This window comes from Burkholderia sp. SRS-25 (assembly GCF_004343765.1).
Classification (GTDB): domain Bacteria; phylum Pseudomonadota; class Gammaproteobacteria; order Burkholderiales; family Burkholderiaceae; genus Burkholderia; species Burkholderia contaminans.
This window is the reverse complement of the sequence record NZ_PTXM01000028.1, coordinates 1-18,637: the sequence shown is the minus strand read 5'-3', so window position 1 is coordinate 18,637 and position 18,637 is coordinate 1. Positions and strand designations below refer to the sequence as shown.

At 65.7% G+C, this 18,637-nt stretch carries 15 protein-coding genes; all 15 read right to left on the bottom strand.

Annotated elements, in window-relative coordinates; genetic code table 11:
* Window positions 1-291: 291 nt before the first annotated feature.
* Window positions 292-1,920, bottom strand: a complete 1,629-nt coding sequence (locus C5O79_RS32725; protein ID WP_122478791.1) for a choline dehydrogenase — start codon at window positions 1,918-1,920, stop codon at window positions 292-294.
* Window positions 1,921-2,140: 220 nt separating this feature from the next.
* The gene (locus C5O79_RS32720; RefSeq protein WP_122478789.1) at window positions 2,141-3,091 is read right to left on the bottom strand and encodes an alpha/beta hydrolase; all 951 of its coding nucleotides are present in this window, start codon (window positions 3,089-3,091) and stop codon (window positions 2,141-2,143) included.
* 32 nt (window positions 3,092-3,123) lie between these two features.
* Window positions 3,124-4,614: an NAD(P)/FAD-dependent oxidoreductase gene (locus C5O79_RS32715; RefSeq protein ID WP_082138595.1), complete on the bottom strand. Its 1,491-nt coding sequence runs from the start codon at window positions 4,612-4,614 to the stop codon at window positions 3,124-3,126.
* 337 nt (window positions 4,615-4,951) lie between these two features.
* Window positions 4,952-5,935: an alpha/beta hydrolase gene (locus C5O79_RS32710; protein ID WP_122478787.1), complete on the bottom strand. Its 984-nt coding sequence runs from the start codon at window positions 5,933-5,935 to the stop codon at window positions 4,952-4,954.
* 12 nt (window positions 5,936-5,947) lie between these two features.
* Complete coding sequence (locus C5O79_RS32705; RefSeq protein WP_131932093.1) at window positions 5,948-7,411, bottom strand: NAD(P)/FAD-dependent oxidoreductase; 1,464 nt, start codon at window positions 7,409-7,411, stop codon at window positions 5,948-5,950.
* A 59-nt stretch (window positions 7,412-7,470) separates the two neighbouring features.
* A complete protein-coding gene (locus C5O79_RS32700) occupies window positions 7,471-8,637 on the bottom strand; it encodes an iron-containing alcohol dehydrogenase (RefSeq protein WP_131932091.1) in 1,167 nt (388 codons plus the stop codon).
* A 29-nt stretch (window positions 8,638-8,666) separates the two neighbouring features.
* Window positions 8,667-10,160 carry an NAD-dependent succinate-semialdehyde dehydrogenase gene (locus C5O79_RS32695; protein WP_124472655.1) on the bottom strand — a complete coding sequence of 498 codons (1,494 nt, stop codon included), beginning with the start codon at window positions 10,158-10,160 and terminating at the stop codon, window positions 8,667-8,669.
* Between the two features lie 1,035 nt (window positions 10,161-11,195).
* The gene (gene hutC / locus C5O79_RS32690; RefSeq protein WP_047852859.1) at window positions 11,196-11,951 is read right to left on the bottom strand and encodes a histidine utilization repressor; all 756 of its coding nucleotides are present in this window, start codon (window positions 11,949-11,951) and stop codon (window positions 11,196-11,198) included.
* Between the two features lie 56 nt (window positions 11,952-12,007).
* Window positions 12,008-13,501 carry a histidine ammonia-lyase gene (gene hutH / locus C5O79_RS32685; protein WP_122478776.1) on the bottom strand — a complete coding sequence of 498 codons (1,494 nt, stop codon included), beginning with the start codon at window positions 13,499-13,501 and terminating at the stop codon, window positions 12,008-12,010.
* A gap of 7 nt (window positions 13,502-13,508) precedes the next feature.
* Complete coding sequence (locus C5O79_RS32680; RefSeq protein WP_039353363.1) at window positions 13,509-14,300, bottom strand: ATP-binding cassette domain-containing protein; 792 nt, start codon at window positions 14,298-14,300, stop codon at window positions 13,509-13,511.
* Window positions 14,301-14,327: 27 nt separating this feature from the next.
* A complete protein-coding gene (locus C5O79_RS32675) occupies window positions 14,328-15,074 on the bottom strand; it encodes an ABC transporter permease subunit (protein ID WP_131932089.1) in 747 nt (248 codons plus the stop codon).
* Window positions 15,075-15,084: 10 nt separating this feature from the next.
* Window positions 15,085-15,807, bottom strand: a complete 723-nt coding sequence (locus C5O79_RS32670; RefSeq protein ID WP_122478774.1) for an ABC transporter permease subunit — start codon at window positions 15,805-15,807, stop codon at window positions 15,085-15,087.
* Between the two features lie 92 nt (window positions 15,808-15,899).
* Window positions 15,900-16,760 carry a transporter substrate-binding domain-containing protein gene (locus tag C5O79_RS32665; RefSeq protein WP_122479109.1) on the bottom strand — a complete coding sequence of 287 codons (861 nt, stop codon included), beginning with the start codon at window positions 16,758-16,760 and terminating at the stop codon, window positions 15,900-15,902.
* Between the two features lie 362 nt (window positions 16,761-17,122).
* Entirely contained in the window at window positions 17,123-18,256 is a 1,134-nt protein-coding gene (locus C5O79_RS32660) for a TIGR03364 family FAD-dependent oxidoreductase (RefSeq protein WP_240687931.1), read from the bottom strand.
* A gap of 250 nt (window positions 18,257-18,506) precedes the next feature.
* Window positions 18,507-18,637: putative glycoside hydrolase (locus C5O79_RS32655; protein WP_240687930.1), on the bottom strand; the 131-nt coding region annotated here is incomplete at its 5' end.

Genomic DNA, 18,637 nt, shown 5'->3' with positions numbered 1-18,637 from the left:
GAAGACGGCGTTCGGCATGACGCACGCCGAAGGCCGGACGCCGAGCACGGTCGATCGGCTGACGGGTTCGTTGGTTGCTGCGGCTCATCGCCGCAAAGCGGGCACCGGTCTTTCTCCGGTTGTTGACGCACACAGGCCGGCGCGCGATGCCCGGGCAACGTCCAGTCTGGCCTCAACCGGCCGGCGAGCGCATGCCTTCAGGCGGCGGACGTCGCTGCACATATCGTGCTCGCGACGTCCATATCCGATCGGAGCCTTCGTGCCGACGTATGTCGGCACGAGAGCGGCCACTCAGACCGCGGTTTCCGGCATCGCGGACGGGAATCGGGAGATCCTCCGAATCAGGTCGGAGGCTTTCTCACCGATCATGATCGTCGGCGCGTTCGTGTTTGCGCCCACGAGCGTCGGCATGATCGATGCATCCACCACGCGCAAGCCTTCCGTTCCCCGTACGCGCAACTGGGAATCGACGACGGCGAGCGCGTCGTTCCCCATGCGACAGGTTCCGACCGGGTGGTACACGGTGTCGGTCCGCTCGCGCAGCAACGCGCGAATGTCGTCGTCCGATCGCGACCGGGACGCGAACATGTCCTCCGTCACGAACCGGGCCATCGCCGGTGCCGCCATCAACCGCCGGGTCAGCTTGTAGCCCTCGACCAGGACCTCGAGATCATCCTCGTGATCGAGGAAGGCCGGGTCGATCAACGGCGCGTCCAGCGGATCGGCGCTTCGCAGCTTGACCGACCCACGGCTTTTCGGCCTCAGCAGGCACACGTGACAGGAAAGACCGTGGCCGAGCCGCACCTTCCTTCCGTGATCGCTGACGGGCCCGACGACGAAGTGCATCTGAACGTCCGGTCGATCCAGCTCGGGACGCGTCTTCAGGAATGCGCCGCCTTCGGCAAAGTTGGTGGTCAGGGTACCGGTTCGCGAGTTCCGGTATTGCCGGATGTCGCCCAGCGTCTTGATCGCGCCGCGTGCCGATACGCCGAGCGCATCCAGGCTGTTCGTCTTGTAGCTGAGAACGAAGTCCGGGTGATCCTGGAGGTTCTCTCCCACGCCCGGGAGATCGGCGACGACCTCGATGCCGTGACGCTCGAGCTCGTCCTTCGGACCGACGCCGGACAACATCAGCAACTGAGGCGATTGAAACGCGCCGGCGGAAAGGATCACCTCCTTCTTCGCCCAGACCGTCTCGACATTCCCCCCGCGCGTGACTTCGACGCCAACGGCCCGCTTGCCGTCGAACACGATGCGCCTGACCTGCGCGCCCGTCTCCACCGTCAGATTGCCGCGCGTCTGCATGTGCGGAAAAAGATACGCACGTGCCGCACTCCAGCGCTCGCCATTCTTCTGGGTCACCTGGTAAATGCCGACGCCTTCCTGCTCCGCACCGTTGAAATCGTCGGTGACGGGCAGGCCGCACTCTCGTGCGGCGTCCAGCCAACGCGCCTGGAATGGGTTGTCCGTCCTCAGGTCGCTGACCCACAGCGGGCCGCCGCGCCCGTGCCATTCATTGCCCAGCCGCTCGTTATGCTCGCTTCGCTTGAAATACGGGAAGACGTCGTTCCAGCCCCAGCCTTCGTTGCCGAGCGCGGCCCAGTCGTCGTAGTCGGCATGATGGCCGCGCGTGTACACCATCGCATTGATCGCGGACGATCCGCCCAACGCCTTGCCGCGCGGCTGGTAGCCGCGCCGCCCCTGCAGCCCCTTCTGCGGCACCGTCTCGAACGCCCAGTTGTTCAGCCGGGACGGGATCATCAGCACCAGCGCGGCCGGAACGTTGACGGGCCATCCATCGCCCGTGCCGCCGGCTTCGAAGAGGCACAGCGTCACATCGGGATCTTCGGTCAAACGCGAAGCCAGCACGCTGCCTGCCGAGCCGCCGCCTACAACAAGATAATCGAATGAGTTCTTCACGGGTCTGTGTCCTCGATAGATGCTTGAACGCTTCGCAAGCAACTACCTGATGCATCGATTCCGCCACTCACGCCGCGGCCTCAGCGAGCCGTCGCGCGATCGGCTTCATTCCGTCATGCATCAGCACTGCGTGGCCGCATCGGCAGCGTTGGAGGTCATCCATCGAACCGCGTGGCCACGAAATGGCGAAAAGCGAAATCAGGTCGCTTCCGCCAACCTGTCAATGGTGCCGCGCGCCGCCGAGTACCTTTCTAAAACTCGCGATGCCCTTCTCGATCCACGCCTGCGCGCCCGGGGAGATCGCCCCCATGTCGAAGAACCCGTGAATCATGCCGTCGCACCGGATCGTGTCGACCTTGATGCCGCTCGCGTGGAGCAAGCGACCGTAGGCCTCGCCCTCGTCGCGCAGCGGATCGAATTCGGCGGTCAGGATGACGGCAGGCGGCAACCCGGCCAGGTCCTTCGCACGGATCGGCGCGAGTCGCGGCTCCTCCCTGTCGGTACCGTCGAGCACGTAATGTCGCTCGAACCAGGCGATCGTCTCGAAGTCGAGAAAGTAGCCTTCGCCGTTTTCCTTGAAGGAAGGAAAGCCGGAGCGATCCTGCGCTACCGCGGGGTAGATCAGGAACTGGGCGGACAGCGAAATGCCGTCGGCGTGCAGTTGCTGGGTCACGACCGCCGCAAGATTGCCGCCTGCGCTATCGCCGGCCACCGCCACGACGTCGCTTCCGCCCAGCTCACCCGCGTTCGCGATCACCCATTGGGTCGCGGCAATCGCGTCGTCCGCCGCGGCCGGATACGGATGCTCAGGCGCCAGCCGGTAATCCACCGAGACGACGACCGCGTTCGCGCCGCGCGCCAGTTCCCGGCAAATGTTGTCGTGGGTATCCAGGTCGCCGATGACGAACCCGCCGCCATGGAGATAGACGACCGTCGGCAGATCACGCTCCTGCGTCGGACGATACAGCCGCGCCCGCAGCGATCCGGCCGCGCCGGGAACGGTCAGGTCTTCCACGCCGTGAATGTCGACCACGGCCTCCGGTGCGCGAACGGCGCGAGCCAGATGCTGCATCAAACCGCGCGCCTCTGCGGGGGTCGACTGTGGCAGCGGTTTCGCGCCGGACCCGGCAAGGGATTCGAGAAAACCAGCGAGGTGCAAATCGAGTGCCATAACTTCACCTTTATTCGAACGTTGCTCGGAGATCAGCGATACACGAGGACTTCGGCATCCGGGCTCAATTCCGGAATGGTCTGGCGCTCCTCCTCGTACTCGAAGTGGTGCTGCCACGGCATGCGATCGCCACGCAGGTGCATCTGGTGTTGCGACCGCATCACGTATCCGGCATTGAAGTTGTTCGGGTCGGTCCAGGGCAGACGCTGCATGTCGGCGTCTTCGGCGCGCAGGCACGGCTCCACCGTCTTCGCGCCCACCTTGTCCATATGCGCCAGGACGCGGCAGGTGAATTCGCAGACGAGATCGGCGCGCAGCGTCCAGCTCGACCGGTAGTAGCCGTAGATGAACGCCATGTTCGGGATACCCTCGATCATCATTCCCCGATACGAGACCCGCTTGGACATGTCGACCGGCTCGCCGTCGACGTGGAACGCGATCTGGCCGAAAGCGCTCATGTCGAAGCCCGTCGCCGTCACGACGATGTCCGCCTGGAGATGTTCTCCCGACGCCAACACGATGCCGCTTTCGTCGAACGATTCGATGGTGTCCGTCACGACGGACGCTTTGCCGTCCCGGATGGCCGTGAAGAGGTCGCCCTCCGGCACCGCCGCCACGCGCTGCTGCCACGGGCGATAGCTGGGGTTGAAGTGCTTGTCGACGTCGAACCCTTCCGGCAGCTGCTGGCGAGTCTCGTTGATCAGCCAGTCGCGAACGGCGTCCGGGTTCGCGGCCGACAGGTTGATCAGGTCGAACGTCTGCTTCAGGTGCGCACGCCGCAGAATCTCGGACCGCCACGCTTCCGGGAGGCTCAGTTCGCGAAGCGTCGTGTCCAGCTGGTGGGTCCAGGGAACCGCCGTGAAGAACGTCGGCGAACGTTGCAGCATCGTCACATGCGCCGCGGTGCCGGCCATCGCCGGAATCAGCGTCGCGGCGGTTGCGCCCGAGCCGATCACGACCACCCGCTTGCCGGCATAGTCGAGGTCGTCCGGCCAGTGCTGCGGATGAACGACCGTTCCCTTGTAGCGATCGAACCCGTTCCACTTCGGCGTAAAGCCCTTGCGATGGTCGTAGTACCCCGCCCCCAGCCACAGGAAGTCGGTGGTGATCGAGAAGTGTTCGCCCGTATCCTTGCGCGATACCTCGACCGTCCAGCGTTTCTGCTCGCTCGACCAGCTCACCGTTTGAACACGATGCCCGTAGTGGATCTTCGAACCGAGGCCATATTCCTCGATGACATCGCCCAGATAGCCGTGGATCTCCTCCGCCGTGGCGATCGAGCGGCCCTGCCACGGGCGGAATCCGAATGCGTACGTGTACAGGTCGCTGTCGGAACGCGCGCCGGGGTAGCGATGGGTCCACCACGTACCGCCGAATCCATCCATGGCTTCCAGGATGGCGAAAGAGCGGTCCGGCAAGTTCATGCGAAGATGACAAGCGGCATCGATCCCCGAGATCCCCGCCCCGATGATTAGTACCTCTACGTGCTCAGGCAAACCCGAATCTGCGTGATTCTTAGTCATGAGATCCCTCCGATGACCAGTTATTGAAAATATCCGTAACGCCGCACGACTAGATCAATCGACTTGGTCATGTGACTACGTAGGAAAAAGACGCTCGCACGTGCATGCCAGCGACAACGCTTCAACCCAGCATGAGACAACCATCGGTGCACCCGAGCGGACGTGCATGTGCCGTTGATGGTCACGCCCCGGTCGGACCGGCCAACTCGAACATGATCAATTGACCAAGTTCAACGGTTCCCAGTCTATGCAGTCGAGGGACAATTTGAATCAGGAGTTTCCATTACACGGCCGATCGCGACGGTGGCCTGCGTCGGCCGGCGCGACGGCCCAGGCGTCAAACGTCGAGACCTTCTTTCTCGGCAAGCCGCCGGACAAAGGAAGCGGCGCGATCCAGCAGACAGGTTGCTGCCGGGATCGTGCGGGCGGCGGTGATGATGCCGTGATGATGCCCGGGCAGATGGTGATGCTCGACCGTGCTCCCCGCGCGGGCCGCGCATGACGCGTAGGCAATGCCTTCGTCACACAGCGGATCCAGCCCCACCGTGGCAATGAACATCGGCGGCTGCCGCCGGCCTTCCGCATGCAGCAGCGGTGACAGGCGCGGAAGATCAAATGGCGTGTCGGGCGGCACGTAGTGTTCCCGGAACCACAGCATCGACTCGGCGACCAGCGGAAATCCGCCTTGAATGCGCTGGTATGACGGAAGCGAAGCCGTCAGGTCCGTCACGGGATAAAACAGGATCTGCCCGATGATCGCGGGTCCCGCGGCCGGTGCCGCATTGGCGATGAGGGTCGCCATATTGCCGCCGGCGCTGTCGCCCGCCATGATCACCCGACACGCATCGATGGCGAGCGCTGACGCATTGGCCGCCAGGTAGTCCAATGCCTGCTCGCAGTCTTCGAGCGGGATCGGCCACCGGTGCTCCGGCGATCGCCGGTACTCCACGGAAGCGACAGCACACCCGCCATGCCGTGCGAGATGACGGCAGATGCCGTCATGCGTGTCCACGCTGCCGATCACCCACCCGCCGCCGTGAATGAAGACGATCAGCGGGGCGCCGTCGGCACGCGCTCCGGCGGGCGGACGATAAAGCCGTACGCGAATGCTGCCGCCCGCGACGGGAACGTCGATGTCCTCATGGACAACGGCCGCGTCGCCCGTGAGGCCGTTCAATTCGCAGGCCCGCACGAAGTTCACGCGCGACTGGTCGACGGAAAAGCTGCCGTAGTGTCGCCCGCCCAGTTCGCGGAACGCCCGAACGGCGTCCCGAGCATCGTCAGCCACCTCGGTCAGCGGCAACCAGTGCGCAGATGTCATGTGCCTCCCCGCTCAGATCGCAGCGAACGCGCTTTGATCCCATTGCGCCACGGCGCGGTATTCGTCCACCGTGCCCGGCCAGTTGTTGATCACCTTGCCTTGCGCGTTCTTGTACCAGCTCGAGCAGCCTGCCGAAAACGCCGACCCGGCCATCGCCGACTGCAGCTTGCCGTTGTATTCGTCGAACACGGCCCGATCGACGTCGACGGCCTTCACGCCGGCCGAAGCCATGCCGCCGATCGCGTCGATGATGTAGTTCTGCTGAATCTCGAGCATCGACACGATGGAGTTGTGGTTCAGGTTCGTATTCGGCCCATACAACATGAACATGTTCGGAAAGCCCGGCACGGTCATGCCCAGATAGGCTTCCGGGCCGTCTGCCCAAGCCTGGGCCAACGTGCGGTCCGTTCCACGCACCTGCAGGCTGCCCTGGAAAGCCTGACTTTCGAATCCGGTTCCGAACACGACCACGTCGAACGGGAGCAGGCGGCCGTCCCGCGTCACGATGCCCTCGTCGACGAACGATTCCACTCCCGCCGTCTCCAGCGCGACGTTGTCGCGCATGAGCGCCGGATAGTAGTCGTCCGATCGCAGAATCCGTTTGCACGCGTATTCATAGTCCGGCGTCAGCTTCTCGCGCAGTACCGGGTCGGGCACCTGGCGATGCAGGTGCGCCAGCGCGAGACTCTTGCCTTCCTGCTGCGCGCTGGACCCCATCCGAGTACGCTCGAACCCGGACTCGCGGAAAGCGTGCAGCGACTTCCGGCTTTCTTCGAAGAGATGGGGCTCGCGCTCGTAGGTATCGAGCTGTTCCGTCGGGAAGACGATCTGGTTGCGCGGCATGATCCAGTTCGCGCTTCGCTGGAATACCGTCAGGTGATCGACCTTCGGCGCGATGAGCGGCACATACTGCACGGCGCTGGCGGCGTTTCCGATGCTTGCCACCCGCTTGCCGTTCAGGTCCACGTCGTGCCGCCACTCGGCGGAGTGGAAATAGTCTCCGTTGAAATCCGCCAGGCCGCGAACCGCGGGGATCATCGGGCGGTTCAACTGCCCCCAGGCCGGCACGAAGAATCGAGAGGTCATCCGGGAGCCGTCACTCAGCGCGAACCGCCAGAGGTTTGCACCGGCATCCCATTCGGCAACGAGAATCTCGGTGTTGAATCGCAGGTGTTCCGTCAGGTCGAACCGCGTGGCAAGCGATTTCAGATAGTGCAGCAGCTCATTGCGGCCGGCATACATCGCGCTCACGCGCAAATGCGGATGGAAGCTGTAGCAGTACAGGTGCGATTCGGTATCGCATGCCGCGCCGGGATACGAATTGTCCAGCCAGACGCCGCCGAGATCGGGACGCTTCTCCAGCACGACGAAGTCGTCGATGCCCGCGATTTTCATGCGAGCGGCCATGCCGAGGCCTCCGAAGCCCGCACCCAGGATAACGATCTTGTGGTGCTCAATCCTTTCTACATTGTTCACGGTGCACTCTCTCTGCTCTCTGTTTACATTACGGCGACTGCGGATTTTCCGGCGTCGGTTCAATAGGCTTGTTCGTACAGGCGCAATGCATCCGACTCCGTGACGACGACCGGATTGTTCAACAGCAAGCGCTGCTGCTTCATCGCATCGGCCGCGAGGGTCGGCAGGCTCGAGTGCGTGACACCCACGTCGCGCAGACGACGCGGCGCGCCGGATCGGTCCATCAGGTCTTCCAGAAATGCGATGAACGCCGCCGTGCGCGCCGTGGCGTCGCCCTTTCCACCCGCGCCGACGACGTCTGCCAGTTCCGAATAGTGCGAAGCCGCCGCTTCGGCGTTGAAACGCAGCACGGGCGCCAGCATCAATGCGTTGGACAAGCCGTGCGGGATATGGAAATGGCCGCCCAACGGATACGCCAGCGCATGCACCGCCGCCACCGGAGCATTGGCGAAGGCTTGCCCCGCCAGCGTCGCGCCCAGCAGCATGGCCTCGCGCGCGCGCCGGTCCTCGCCGTTTTCGCAAGCCGGGATCAGGTTGCCCACCAGCAGTCGCAGCGCCTCACGCGCGAGCGCGTCGGAAATGGCATTCTTCTTGTGCTTGCTGGTATAGGCCTCGATGGCATGAACCATCGCGTCGATGCCCGTCGCAGCGGTATGGCTGCGTGGCAGGCCGACCGTCAGCTCGGCATCCAGGATCACTTTGTCGGCATACAGCTGACGTGCGACGATGCCCATCTTGGTTGTTTCGTCAACCGAAACGATGGAAATGTTGGTGACCTCCGATCCGGTACCCGCCGTTGTCGGGATCTGCACCAACGGCAGGCGCGCGCCCTGAACATTGCCGATTCCGTACATTTGCGCGAGCGATTGCCGCGAGACGGTGAGCACCGCAACCAGTTTCGCGATGTCCATCGACGAGCCGCCGCCCAGGCCGACGACGACGTCCGCCTCGGCACTGCGCGCGAACTCCACGCAGCGCAAGACCACGTTCTCCGGCGGGTCGGCCACGACCTCGTCAAAAACCGCCACGCGGAATCCCTCGGCCGCCAGCGACGCTTTCGCCGGTTCCAGCACACCGGCCTTGTGCAGCCCTGCATCGGTCACGATCAGGGCATGACGGCGCTCCGTCCACGCCGCCATCACCTGACCCAGGCGGCGCGCACAACCCCATTCCTGGAGAATGGACGGAACAGTTTCGAAGAGCATCGACTGCGGGAGCATTTCCATTGACGTTTCCTTGATGCGGACGTTGGCAGTTAGACCTGGGTGCACATGTACTTGATTTCCAGGTATTCCTCGATGCCGTAACGGGAACCCTCACGGCCCAGGCCCGACTGCTTGACCCCGCCGAACGGCGCGACCTCGTTGGAAATCACACCGGTATTCAGGCCGACCATGCCGTACTCGAGTGCCTCGCCCACACGCCAGATGCGGCCGTGGTCGCGTGTATAGAGATAGGCGGCGAGCCCGTACTCGGTGTCGTTGGCCATCGCGATCGCTTCTGCTTCATCCTCGAAGCGGAACACCGGGCCGACGGGCCCGAAGAGCTCTTCGCGCGCGACACGCATGGCCGGCGTCGCACCGGCAATGACGGTCGGCTCGAAAAACGTGCCCCCGAGCGGATGGCCTTTCCCGCCGGTGACGATTCGTGCGCCCTTGCTAACGGCATCGTCGATCATCTGATTCAGGTGGTCGCACGCGGACTTCTGGATCAGCGGCCCCTGCTGCACCCCCGGCTCGATGCCGTTTCCTACCTTGAGTGCCTGGACTCGCCGGGTGAGCGCGTCGACGAAACGGTCATGAATGCCTGACTGGACGAGAAAGCGATTCGCGCACACGCAGGTCTGGCCGCTATTGCGGTACTTCGACGCCATCGCACCTTCGATTGCCGCGTCGAGATCGGCGTCGTCGAACACGATGAAAGGTGCGTTGCCGCCGAGCTCGAGAGACAGTCGCTTGATCGTCCCGGACGACTGGCTCATGAGCACGCGGCCGACTTCGGTCGAGCCGGTGAACGAAAGCTTGCGAACGACCGGGCTGGCCGTGAGCACCGCGCCGATCTCGCGCGACGGGCCGCACACCACTTGCAGGACGCCCGCCGGAATGCCCGCTCGCTCGGCCAGGACGGCAAGCGCAAGCGCCGTGAGCGGCGTCAGGTCTGCGGGGCGCACGATGATGGAGCAGCCTGCGGCCAGTGCCGGCGCGACCTTGCGCGTGATCATCGCGGCAGGGAAATTCCACGGCGTGATCGCGGCACACACGCCGATCGGCTGGCGGATGACGAGGATGCGCTTGTCGCCTTGCGGATGAGGAATGACGTCGCCGTAGACACGCTTCGCTTCTTCGGCGAACCATTCCACGAAGGAAGCCGCATACATGATTTCGCCGCGGGCCTCCGCCAGCGGCTTGCCTTGCTCCGACGTCATGATCAACGCGAGGTCGTCGGCATTCGCCACGATCAGGTCGTACCAGGCGCGCAGTAGCTTGGCGCGCTCGTGGCTGGTCCGCTTCTGCCAGCCTTGCTGTGCCAGCGCCGACGACGCAATGGCCTGTTCGACGTCCGCGGCGCCGAGGCTGGCCACGCGGGCCAGGATGTCACCCGTGGCCGGATTCGTTACGGGGAACGAACGGCCATCCGTGCCCTCCTCCCATCCCGACGCCAGCCAGGCACGCGTCTCCAGCAAGGAGCCGTCCCGAAGTTGGGCGCGTAGCGCCGAAGGGTCAATCGCTTGGTTCGTCCTGCTGTGCATTTCATTCACGAGCACCGTCTCCAGAAATTCTTGTTTTCCAACCTGGCGCTTTCAGCCGACGGGCGAAAGCTGCCCAGGCGTCAACACGCGGACGCCTGCTTCGTCTCCCGGGATTTCGCCAAACCTCCGGTGGCCGATGCGCGCCAATCTCCGCGCCGCCCCGAAGCTTTCGCAAACCGTTGTCCGCCCTCGGCCAGTCCGCGCTTGCGCGGCGACGCCCAATTGGGGATGAAACAGACGTGTAGATCATTTGACATGGTCATTTGACCATAAACCATTTTTTGCGGCAACTCAGTAGTTGCACGGGCCTTCGGTGACTCGTTGGGAAATGGTTACGCGAGGCCGGGGAGTCGCTCGGTGACTGCAATGGCAAGGAGAGTCCGGCAGATGCACTCGGCGGCGCATCAAGCCAATGCAACGCCGCTTGCCGTCAAAGGCGCGCGGCCATTTGCCCAACCTGGCGGCAACTCGATGCACCGGTGAATCAGATCGCGGAATGGCGGCGGCGGCGGTTGCACGGGGCGAGCGGCGCAACGACTGCCCTGAAGGCGGCGGCCTGTGGCATGACGCCAGCGGCAATCGGGTTTCGAAGTGCGCGGGTGAGACCTGCGAGCGCCACGGCGGGCAGGGTAACCGCCTCGTCACCGCGATGACGACACCACCAGGCTGGTGGCGGTGCGCGCGGCGCATCCGGTCAGGTTTGCACGCGAAAACTACGCCGACACTTTCCGCGCGGCCGAACCCATTCCGACTGATATCCCGCGCTGAGCGGCCCGTTCCGCGTCGCACGCCTTCGTAGCACGCGAGCGGTACGCCACCCAGACGTGCGCATGCGCGCACGGCATCGCTGCCGGCGTCGGATACGGCATCACCCGCCGCGGACGATGCCTCCGCATGCGCGCAGTGCCGCAAGCCGATGGACGCCGACGACCTGTTCTGCGGCGAATGCGGTGCACGCCGTCACGCTTGACGGCGACCTGCCTCAACGATCGCCTTCGGGCAATGTAGGTGACTGGCGGCGACGGACAGACCTCCCTACACCCTCCCCGCCAGATGAAACCGTGACGCCGGATGCCACAGCTGCACCGACGTCGCGACCTGCCCGCCGACCCACGTGCGCCGCCGCAGCAGCAGGCACGGTTCGCCGATTTCCATCACGAGGTGCCGGCGCACCTGCGCATCGGGCTTCTGCGCGTAGATCCGGAATTCCGCACGCTGGATCGGCGCGAGCCGCACCATGTAGTGGTTCGGCGTCTCGACCGTGAAATCCTGCTCGAGATACGCGGGAAACAGCGCCGGATTGACGTAGCGATCCTCGAACTGGATCGGCTCGCCCTCCTCGCAATGCACGATGCGCGAATGAAACACCGGCCCCGCGCGAAGCCCCAGCGCTTCGATCGCTTCGGGATCGTCGCTGCTTTCGAGCGTCATCACGCGCGCACTGTGCCGATGGCCGCGCTCGGCGATCTCGTCCGCGATGTTGCGGATCTCGAGCACCGTCGATTCGTAATGACGGCGCTCGACAAAGGTGCCCGCACCCTGGATGCGGGTCAGCACGCGCTCGGCAGTCAGCTCGCGCAGCGCACGCGACACGGTCATCCGCGCCACGCCGAACTCCTTGACCAGTTCGGCCTCGGTCGGAATCGCGCCGCCGGGCTTCCAGTCGCCGTTGGCGATCCGCTCGACCACGTAGCGCTTGATCTGCTGGTAGGCCGGCAGCGCGCGCGCCGGCACGTCGTCGCCCGGTACGGCCCCCGGCCGGGGAGCCGTGTATCGTTCCGCTTCGTTCATGCGCCCTCGATCGAATGAAGATGGGATGACCTGCCGACCGCCGCAGCGCCGCTGCGTCACACCAGCGACGGCGGTACGCCCGCGACGATGGCGGCCGCGCTCGCGATGTCGTCGGCGAGCGGCCGGTCGTCGTGATACGCCGGCACGCGTTCGCGCACGTATCGCCGCAGCGCGTCGGTCGGCGCCGCCCGCGATGCTTCGTTTTCCTGCAGATCGTACGCCTGCGCGGCGGCCAGCAACTCGATCGCGAGCACACGCGTGGTGTTCTCGATGATGTCGAGCGCCTTCAGCGCAGCCGGCGTCGCATGGCACAGGTGATCCTCCTGCAGGCCCGACGTGATGCCGCCGTCGAGGCTCGCAGGCGCGGCGAGCCGCTGGTTCTGCGCAACCAGCGCGACCGCCGTGTACTGCGCGATCATGAACCCGGAACACGTGCCGCCCGGCGCCGCGAGAAATGCCGGCAGCCCGCTCACGAGCGGATTGACGAGCCGGTCGAGCCGCCGCTCGGCAATCGCCGCGACCTGCGCCATCGCGGCCGCGAGGCTGTCCATCGCGAGCGCGATGCCCGCGCCGACCGCATGCGCCTGCGAATGCACGGTCGGCGCGTCGCGCGTGCCCGCGACGATCGGATTGTCGGTCACGGACGCGAGCTCGCGGTCGACGACTTCCGCCGTGACCGCCAGCACGTCGCGCGCCGCGCCGTGCACGTGCGGAATCGTGCGCAGGCTGAGCGGGTCCTGCGTATGCCGCCCGTTCGCCGCGGCGAGCATCGCGCTGTCGGCGAGCATCGCGCGCAGGCGCGCGCCGACGTGCCCGATGCCGGGCGAAATGCGCAGCGCCAGCGAGGCCGGATCGAACGCGGCGAGCTGGCCGCCGAGATTCTCGAAACTCGTCGCCGCGATCCAGTCGGCCCAGTCGAGCAGCCGCTCCGCGCGCGCGAGCGCGAGCGCGGCGAGCCCCGTCACGCACGGCGTGCCGTTGACCAGGCTCAGCCCCTCCTTCGCACCGAGCGCCAGCGGCTCGCGGCCGATGCGGCGCAGCGCTTCGTCACCGCGCACGCGTTCACCGCGATGACGCGCGTGGCCGTGCCCGATACAGACGAGCGCGACGTGCGCCATGTGGGTCAGGTAGCCGACCGAACCGTGCGCCGGCACTTCAGGCAGGCAATCGTGTTCGAGCAGTGCGACCAGCTGGTCGACGATGTCCGCTCGGACACCGGAATGCCCGTGCGCGTAGTTGTTGATCGCGGCCGCGATGATCGCGCGCGTTTCCGCCGCACCGAGCGGCGCGCCCACACCGACCGCGTGGCTCATCAGGATGTTGCGCGACAGCGTACCCTGCTGCGCGGGCGAGACGATCACGTCGCACAGCGCACCGACGCCCGTGTTGACGCCATACGCGCGAATGCCGCGCGCGACGATCGCGTCGACGAGTTCGCGCGCCGCGACGACACGCCCGCGCGCCTCGTCGGTCAACGCGAGCGGCGCGCCGGCCGCCACCGCCGCAATCTGCCGCCAGTCGAGCGGGCGGGCCGAACGGAATACGGTCATGGCAGCCTCAGTTCGCGGCACGGTCATGATGGCTCGACACGAACTGGCGGAAGCGTTCGGAGCACTGGCCGCCGAACAGTTCGCCGGGCGTGCCGTCCGCATCGACCTCGCCCTGATGCAGGAACATCACGCGGTTCGACACGTGCCGCGCGAAGCCCATCTCGTGCGTGACGACCAGCATCGTGCGCCCTTCCTCCGCGAGCGAGCGCATCACGCGCAGCACCTCGCCGACCAGCTCCGGATCGAGCGCGGAAGTCGGTTCGTCGAACAGCATCACCTTCGGATGCATCGCGAGCGCCCGTGCGATCGCGACCCGCTGCTGCTGGCCGCCCGACAGATGGGCCGGATAGTAGCCGCGCTTGTCCGCGAGGCCGACGCGCGCGAGCAGCGCCTCGGCCTCCTCGACCGCTTCCGCGCGACTGCGCTTCTGCACGCGCAGCGGCCCTTCGACGAGATTGTCGAGCACGGTCATGTGCGACCACAGGTTGAAGTTCTGGAACACCATCCCGAGCTGCGAGCGGATGCGGTCGACCTGGCGCCGGTCACCCGGATGCAGCTTGCCGTCGCGCGCGCGTTTCATCTTCAGTTCCTCGCCGGCGAGCGCGACCGAGCCGTCGTCGGGCGTTTCGAGCAGGTTCAGGCAGCGCAGGAAGGTACTCTTGCCCGATCCGCTCGCACCGAGGATCGAGATGACGTCGCCTTCGTGCGCGTCGAGCGAAATGCCCTTCAGCACGTGGTGATCGCCGAACGACTTGTGGATGTTCCTGACCGACAGGGCGACGGGAGCAGCGGTGTTCATCGGATTCTCCTGGAAGGAAGGATGCGGTCAGGATGCGACACGCCGCGCATTGCGGGCGTCGGCCGCGGGTGCGCCGGACGGCTTCGGCGCGCGCAGGTGGCCCGACAGCCGCCATTCGAGTGCGCCGAGCAGGCGGACGACGATGAAGTTCAGGCCCAGATAGATGAGGGCCGCACACACGAACACCTCGGTCGTCCGGTAGGTTTGCTGGATGATCTGCTGCGCGACGCCCGTCACCTCCCACACGGTCACGAGGCTGGCGAGCGCGGTGGACTTCACCAGCAGCACGGCTTCGGTCGAATACGCGGGCAGGCACTGGCGCAGCGCGATCGGGCCGATCACGCGGCGCAGCAGCACGAAGCCCGACAGGCCGATCGAATAGCCGGCCTCGATCTGCCCGACCGGCACGGCCATCAGCCCGCCGCGCAGGATCTCGGCCGTGTAGCCGGCCGTACACAGCGCGAGCGACAGCACCGCGCACACGTACGGCTCGCGCAGCAGCGGCCACATGAAGCTCTCGCGGATCACGCCGAACTGGCCGAGCCCGTAGTACACGAGAAACATCTGGATCAGCAGCGGCGAGCCGCGAAACACGAGGATGTATGCACGCGCGAAGCGGTTCGGCAGCCAGCGCGGCGACACGCGCATCGTGACGATCACGAGCGACAGCAGGCCGCCGAGCACGAGCGACGCGAAGAACAGGCCGAGCGTGGTCGGTACCGCCGCGAGCAGCTGGCGCAGCGTGTCGAACAGGAAGTCGAAATCGAGTGACATGTGCGCTCCGTCAGTTGCGTGCGAAGTTGCGGCGGAACGACCGGCCGACGATCGCTTCGGCCCGGTTGAACACGCGGTTCGACAGCCCCGTCATGACCAGGTAGAGCGCGCCGCCCGCGACGAAGAACACGAAATACTGGTGGGTCGAGTTCGCCGCGATCTGGCTCGTGCGCAGCAGCTCGGCGAGCCCGGTGACCGAGATCAGCGCCGAATCCTTCAGGCTCAGCTGCCACACGTTGCCGATGCCGGGCAACGCGAAGCGCAGGACCTGCGGAATCAGGATACGGCGCAGGACCATGCTGCTCGGCATGCCGATCGAGCGCGCCGCTTCGAGCTCGCCCTTCGACACCGCGAGCACGGCCGCGCGATACACCTCGGCCTGGTACGCACCGGAGATCATCCCCACCGCGAGCGCGCCGATCACGAACGGCGGCACGCCGATGAAGCCTTCCGCGCCGAACCACTGGCCGACCGCCGTGACGAGCGTCGAGCCGCCGAAATAGAACAGGTAGATGACGAGGAGTTCGGGCACGCCGCGAAACACCGTCGTATACAGGTCGCCGAGCAGGCGGGCGCTGCGATAGCGCGACAGCTTCGCGGCTGCGATGCCCGCGCCGATCACGGCGCCGACCGCGAGCGCGGCAAGCGTCAGCGCAACCGTCATCAGCGCGGCGAGCAGCAGCACGCCGCCCCAGCCTTCGGTTCCGAAGCCCAGCATTTCAAGGATCTCCATGCGTGCCTCCCGGCAAGCGTTGATAGGATCGGCGGGATGCGCGCCGCCGCGCGCGGCTCATGCCGCTTGCGCGGCGGCGGCCGGACGTGCGCTTACGGGGTGACGTCGGTCTTGAACCACTTGTCGGCGAGCTTCTTCACGGTGCCGTCCGCGAGCGCGGCGCCGATCGCCGTATCGAACTTCGTCTTCAGGTCGGCATCCTGCTTGCGGAACGCGAGCCCTTCACCCGGCCCCCAGATCGGGCCGCCGAGCTTCGGGCCCGCGAGCACGATCGATGCGGTGTCCTTCTTCGTGTTGTTCGCCGCGTAGTACGTGACATCGTCGAACGAGGCGTCGATGCGGCCGGCGACGAGGTCGAGATCGCGCTCGGGCGAAGTCTTGTACACGCGGATCGACGCGATGTCCTTGAAGCTGTCGTTGATGAACTTCGTGTAGACGGTGCCCGACTGGATGCCGATCGTCTTGCCCTTCAGCTGCTTGCGCAGCGCGTCGACGATCGATTTGTCGGCATTCGCGTCGCCCGACAGCTTGACGATCGGCGCGCCCGGCGCCGCCTTCGGCAGGATCTTCGTATCGGTGACGGCGAAGGTCGCGGGCGTCGCCGCATACGGACGGGAGAACAGCAGGATCTTCTCGCGCTCCGGCGTGATCGAGATCGCATCCATCAGGACATCGAACTTGCCGGCCTGAAGCCCGGGAATCATCCCGTCCCAGTCCTGCGCGACCATGTTGCACTGCACCTTGATACGCTCGCACACGTTGGCGAGCAGCTCGGGCTCGAAACCGCCGAGCTTGCCGCCCGGCAGCGTGAGGTTCCACGGCGCGTAGCCGCCCTCGAGCGCCACCGTCACCGTCTTCCATTCCTTCGCCTGCACCGGCGCGGAAAGCGTGGCCGCTGCCGCTGCGATGATGCCGATCGTCCTGACTGCCCATTTGATGCGCTTGCCGTTCACGAGATTTCTCCTTGTGTTGAAGATCGTCATCCCTTCGGTCATGCAAGCGGCCTCAGGAATTTGTCTATACAAGCATGCAAGAAGAAAAACCGAGCGACAAGCGTTGATCAAAAAAAACCGGATAAACGCGGGAAATCCCCTAATTCCGGGGCTCTGGCGCGCCTCGTGGTGGTGATTCACGGCACGAACATGGTGCATTTCATCCGATCTTTCGGTCAGGATGACTAGACAAATTCTTGATTTGCCCGTTTCGCTAAACACACTAAAACCGCCCATCGAATCCCGCGGTCATGTAGCCAGGTGTATCGCTCGCAACAGCATCCCGCGAACCCGGCGACTGCGCGACTCGCATGCCGCCGCCCTCACCACGCGGCAAACACGTCCTGCGCGATCCCGAAGCCCGTGCTCATCCCGGCGCCGCTCGTCACGACGACGACGCGCGTGCCGTCGTCCGGCGCCTCGATCACGCAATCGGCATCGGCCGCCGACGGATAGCTGCCGGTCCAGCGTTCGACGATGTCCAGCTCCGGCACGTCGAGCGTCTCGTGCAGCAGGCGCAGGATCTGCGCATCGATCTCCTGCGTCGCGAACGGCAGCGGCGCGGCGCCGTATTCATGCGAATCGCCCACCACGAGGCTGCCGTCGGCGCTCTGCACCACAATCAGGTGGATGCCGTAACCGAGGCATTCGGGCTCCTCCGCCTGCAGGCGCGTGCGCAATGCATCGGCGGCGGGCAGCGCCGCGAAACCCGCGTAACGCAGCAGGCTCAGGTCGCTCATCACGGCGGCGCGCAGCGCCAGCGGGCGGTGCGGCCGCACGCGCAGCATCTGCAACTGGCACAGCCGCACCGCGTGCCGCGCGAACCAGTCGCCGTACAGGTGACGGCTGTCCGCATTGCCGCAGACGATCACGCGCTCCGCGTGCAACACGCCGCGCGACGTACGCACGGTCGGCGTGCGCACCTCGTGCACCATCTCGCCGTAACGAAACCGCACGCCGAAGCGTTCCGCCAGCCAGGACGCGAGCAACCCGATCGCGGTACGCGGCTCGATGCGCAGTTCATGCGGGCTGTGCAGCACGCCCTGCGCACCGTCGAGCCGCAACTCGGGCGCCACTGCCGCCGCTTCACCGGGTGTCATGACCCGGCAGCCGTCGGCCATGCCGGTCTGCATGAACGCATCGATCAGGCGCATCGCCTCGGGGCGGCGCGCAATCAGGTGGAGGCCCGTGTGAAGCACGTCGATGCCGGCTTGCGGCGCGACGTCCGCCCAGACCTCCCGGCTCGCCCGCGCACGCCGCCAGCTGTGTCCGGCGTGCTGCCCGGTGACGGTGACGAAGCCGAAATTGCGGATCGACGCGCCCACGCATGCGGCATCGCGTTCGATCACGCAGACGCGCAGCCCCTTTTGTGCCGCCGTATAGGCATGGGCGAGGCCGACGATCCCGGTGCCGACGATGACCACGTCATGGGAGTCTGCCGCTGCGATGGCGTTCACGATTGCACGTTCCTTCTGTCGAGATGACACGCGCCGCCTTCAGGGCGGGCGTAACGGTTGCTGTTTGCCGCGTCCCATGGACGGTTTCCCGGCGGCGAGGCGAACGGGCCGGCTCGCGTCGTTCGTTCCCGGGACTGGCGCACGGTCCCGCACTATCTCGACGCGAGATGACATTCGAATGAAAAGCCACAGAACTGCATGAATTGGCAGATTTTGCCATTTCGACACGTGGCGCATCCCGCTTCGCCGCTCAGCGCGGCAGCGCAGCGGGATCGTAGCGATTGCGCGGATTCCACAGCATCCATCCGTCCGTGCCGGCCGCGTCGGCGGCGTCCACCTGAGCACGGATATCCGCCGCGTCGAATGCGCGCCGGTCGAACG